We start from the raw sequence: 3853 nt of genomic DNA, 5'->3' as shown, positions 1-3853 counted from the left end.
TCTGTTTTGCAGCGGCGATGGTTTGAATCCATTGTTCTTCCCGAACTGCCATTGCTCTCTTTTCCATGTTTGCCTCCTCAATGGATTTTCTCGGAGAGGCCGTGTATTTTTAAGACCGCTCTCAAAAATACACAGCCACTCCATGGAACGATTTTCTCACTGGGAGACTGGGCTTGGCAAGTACACTGTTTCGTGGGGCGCTTACAATCTGGACGGCAGAAAAGATGTTCTGGGGATGTGGGTCGGCGAAAATGAGAGCGCCAAGTTCTGGGCAACCGTATTGAATGGTTTGAAAAACCGCGGTGTAGAGGACATTTTCATTGCCTGTACTGACAATCTTACGGGATTCGACGCAGCTATCTGCAAAAATCGCCACCTCAGCCCCACCTGCACGCGATTTGAGCACCACCCTGCCGGAGTTTTAGCTCCACTTTCACGCACTGAAGCCCCACCTGTGTTGTCTGAGTTTTAAGCCGCCTCGCCGGTCGGCTAGACCATACATGTTCAAACACGGACGCTGAGCGACATCTGCACGGAGTTTTAGCGACACCCTGCCGGAAAGCTGGCGACACCTCACCGCCCTAAAGCGACATCCTTGTACCTTACATACAAAAGCTCTGCCAGCCAAACCGGCCAGCAGAGCCTAATTCAATTTTCTTCAGGGACAGGAATAACGTTTTCTGTTAAGATGTTCTCCAACATCCGAATCCGCTCGCGCTGTCGCTGGAGCTGGAGCTCTTTCTCAGCTGCGTAAAAGTATTCCACCGACTCACGCTCCATCTCGTTGTAGCAGGCCCTTTCCAGTTCCAAAGCCGCGCAGTTTTCCTCATCGTAAAGACAAGAACAGTCATGTATCCTGGCCACCGCCTTCCCGGGCAGCCCTCAAGCCCTTGCGTTCCCGCATGGAAACTTTACCGTCAACCAGAACCTCGTAAGCGTTGTGGATAATACGGTCCATAATAGCTTCTGAAACGGGGCTGTTGGACTCCGGGTTCGGGTCGATCCTGGTGTACCACCCCTCAGATTCGTACTGCGTGCAAAAGATCGTAGACTTGCGGCACCGCGCCTCCACAATCTCCAGCATATCGTAGGATTCCTGCGGGGACAGCGGACGAATCAGCCATTCATCCAGAATCAGCAGGTCTTTCTTCTTGTACGATTCAAGCACTTTTTTCAGTGTGCCAGCGCTGCGGGCAATGCTCAGCTCATCCAGCAGTTCCGGCATACGGATGTACTGTACCTTCTTGAAACGGCGGCAGGCTGCATTGCCCAGGGCACAGGCAATGTAAGTTTTGCCATTGCCCGAGGCACCCTTGAGGATAATGTGGTGGCCTTCGTCAATGTACTGGCAGGTGGCAAACCGCAGCATCTGTGCTTTGTCCAGCTTGCGATCCTCGTGGTATTCAATGCCTTCCACGGTGGCAGAGGGTACGGCGAAGCGTGCGTTGCGGATAAACCGGTTCAGTTTGTTGCTCTGGCGTCGGTTCCATTCCGCATTTACCAGCAAGCCCAGCCGCTCCTCGAAGCCCAATTCATTGAACGTGGGATCTTTCAGCTGGTTGGCAAATTCCTCGGCCATAGCGGTCAGCTTCATCGCTGTGAGCATATCCATCGTTGCCTGGTTCAGCATCAGCGGTCGCCTCCCTTCCGGAAGTAAGCCGCGCCGCGGGTAATGCCGTAGCTATTGGCTTCGGACTGAGCCGTTTGGCTTTCTGCCTTGTCCGGCTTGTCCAGGCCATTTTTCAGAATGCTGGCAATGGTGCGCAGCGAGGGTGCGGTGCTGTACGCCAGAGCCTTGCCGCAGGCTGCTTCCAGACGCTGTTTGCCGTATCGCTGTTCCAGTTTGGTCAGACCGGCGCAGGCCTTGTAGCCCTGTTCGGCGGCCTTACCGGACTTCAGGAAGTGTTCGGTCACCTTCTCGGTCATAGAGCCGACTGACATCGCCCAGCGGCTGAACTCGTCTGCGTTGTAGGTGAGATATTTCTGGTGCTCTGGAGGCATATGTTCGCGTTTCACCAGCGGATCCCGCTGCCGGGTCTGCAACCGGCGGTGGCTGGCTACACGGCTGCCGTGGTAGAACACCTCTACTGTTGTCTTGGTTACCCGGATGTCCACGCGCTCGCCAATCAAGTTGTAGGGAACGGAATACTTGTTCCTGCCATCCGTAACAAGATAGTCGTTGGCGACTTTGGCAACCGACCATACGGCCGGTTCAAACGCGCTGGCAGGCAGCGGCAGCATGTAGGGCTTTTCTTCTTCCAGATAGGCGCTGTGGCGGCAGCCAGCCATCTGCTTGAACGGGCGATCGTTCAACTCTTCCAGCTTTTCGGCAACCGCTTCATTCAATTCTCGCAGAGAAAAGAACTTGCGGTCGCGCAGAGCGGCCACAATCCACGTTTCGGCAAAGCGGACAGATGCCTCCGCCGAGCTCTTGTCCCTCGGCTTGCGGACACGCGCCGGTACGATTGCGGTGCCGTAATGCTCGGCCAGTTCCTGGTAGCTGCGGTTCAGAATCGCATCGTACCGGGTGTTGGACAGCGTGGCCGTCTTGCAGTTGTCAGGGATCAGCAGCCGTGCGACGCCGCCGAAGTAGTCGAATGCATGGACATGGCAGTTCAGCCAGTTCTCGGTTTTCATGTCGTCGCAGGCTTCCGCGTAGGTGTAGTAACTGCAGGGCAGAACGGCTACAAACAAGTAGGCGGCGCTTTGCTCGCCCGTGACCGGGTCCTGGAGGGGGATGGTATCTCCAGCCCAGTCCACCTGCATGGCGTCCCCCGGTTTGTGCTGGATGCGCATGGTCGCCCTTGTAATGCGCGCCCAACGGCGGTACCGTTCGCCAAACTGGGTGCTCATATATGGTTTCTGGCCGGTTTCCTGGCACTTCGCACAGTATTCTTCCCACAGCAGCGACAGGGTCACGCCTGACCGGGCCAGTTCACGGTGGATGTACGGATAGTCGGGCTCGGCGTATTGGCTGGATGCCTTGTGCTTGTTTGGGAAGAGAAGCTGTTCCAGCTCGGCGTTGGCGATGTCGTCGGGGAGGGGCCAGGATATGCCTTGTTCCTTTGCGGCCCGCAGTACATCCCGCACTGTATGTCTGGAACAGTGTGCCATTGATTCAATGGTTCGCTGGCTGTACTGAAGACTGCTTAGCCGCAAGATCTCCCGATAGTTTGTCATTGTTAAACCTCCAATTGATTTAGAGCACCTAACAAAACCTGACAAATAGAGGAATATACAGTAAAATACCAGTGGGGGTGAAGCAAATGCCCAGAAAGCTGGTAAGCGACGAACTGTGGAGTCAGATTGAACCACTTTTGCCAAAACATAAGCCCAGGCCCAAAGGAGGCCGTCCACGTATACCTGACCGGGCAGCTTTGACCGGAATTGTCTTTGTACTCAAGACAGGGATACCGTGGGAAGACCTGCCACAGGAGATGGGCTGCGGCAGTGGTATGACCTGCTGGCGCAGACTTCGGGACTGGCAGGAAGCTGGTGTTTGGGAGAGCCTTCACCATGTCATCCTGCAAAATTTACACGATACGAAAAAGATCGACTGGAGCAGAGCCTGTATTGACGGCTCTGTCATCCAGGCAAAAAGGGGGGCGAACACACAGGCCCCAACCCCGTAGATCGAGGTCGTCCTGGAAGCAAACATCATCTCATAACGGATCGCAATGGTATTCCGCTTGTTGTCGGCCTCACTGCCGCCAATGTGAATGATTGCAAAATGTTGGAATATATGCTGGATCATCTGCCGTCCCTGCGAAATTTGCACGGGAGACCCACTTGTCATCCTCAGAAACTTCACGCTGATAAAGGGTACGATTTTCCGTTTTGCAGACAGGCGTGC

The 3853-nt window shown here is 54.9% G+C and carries 4 protein-coding genes and 1 pseudogene; 2 read left to right on the top strand and 3 right to left on the bottom strand.

The annotated features are described in order from the left end of the window. The first annotated feature begins 142 nt into the window (after window positions 1-142). Complete coding sequence (locus B5E66_RS13475; RefSeq protein ID WP_342395007.1) at window positions 143-472, top strand: transposase; 330 nt, start codon at window positions 143-145, stop codon at window positions 470-472. A 176-nt stretch (window positions 473-648) separates the two neighbouring features. On the opposite strand, the gene B5E66_RS13140 is transcribed toward B5E66_RS13475, so the two are convergent. The 3 genes from B5E66_RS13140 to istA are packed head-to-tail and all read right to left on the bottom strand — an operon-like array spanning window position 649 to window position 3180. Then, the gene (locus tag B5E66_RS13140; protein ID WP_158098366.1) at window positions 649-810 is read right to left on the bottom strand and encodes a hypothetical protein; all 162 of its coding nucleotides are present in this window, start codon (window positions 808-810) and stop codon (window positions 649-651) included. 37 nt (window positions 811-847) lie between these two features. After that, a complete protein-coding gene (locus B5E66_RS12620; RefSeq protein WP_087233831.1) occupies window positions 848-1630 on the bottom strand; it encodes an ATP-binding protein in 783 nt (260 codons plus the stop codon). Next, window positions 1630-3180 carry an IS21 family transposase gene (gene istA, locus B5E66_RS12615; RefSeq protein ID WP_143407009.1) on the bottom strand — a complete coding sequence of 517 codons (1551 nt, stop codon included), beginning with the start codon at window positions 3178-3180 and terminating at the stop codon, window positions 1630-1632. The genes B5E66_RS12620 and istA overlap by 1 nt, the downstream gene beginning before the upstream one ends. A gap of 86 nt (window positions 3181-3266) precedes the next feature. Here istA and B5E66_RS13470 point away from each other — a divergent pair. Continuing rightward, a pseudogene (locus B5E66_RS13470) lies at window positions 3267-3853 on the top strand (IS5 family transposase); the annotation flags it as partial.

Source organism: Faecalibacterium sp. An121 (assembly GCF_002160915.1).
Classification (GTDB): Bacteria; Bacillota; Clostridia; order Oscillospirales; family Ruminococcaceae; genus Faecalibacterium; species Faecalibacterium avium.
The sequence above is the reverse complement of the archived record's forward strand: the minus strand, read 5'-3'. Positions and strand labels throughout refer to the sequence as shown.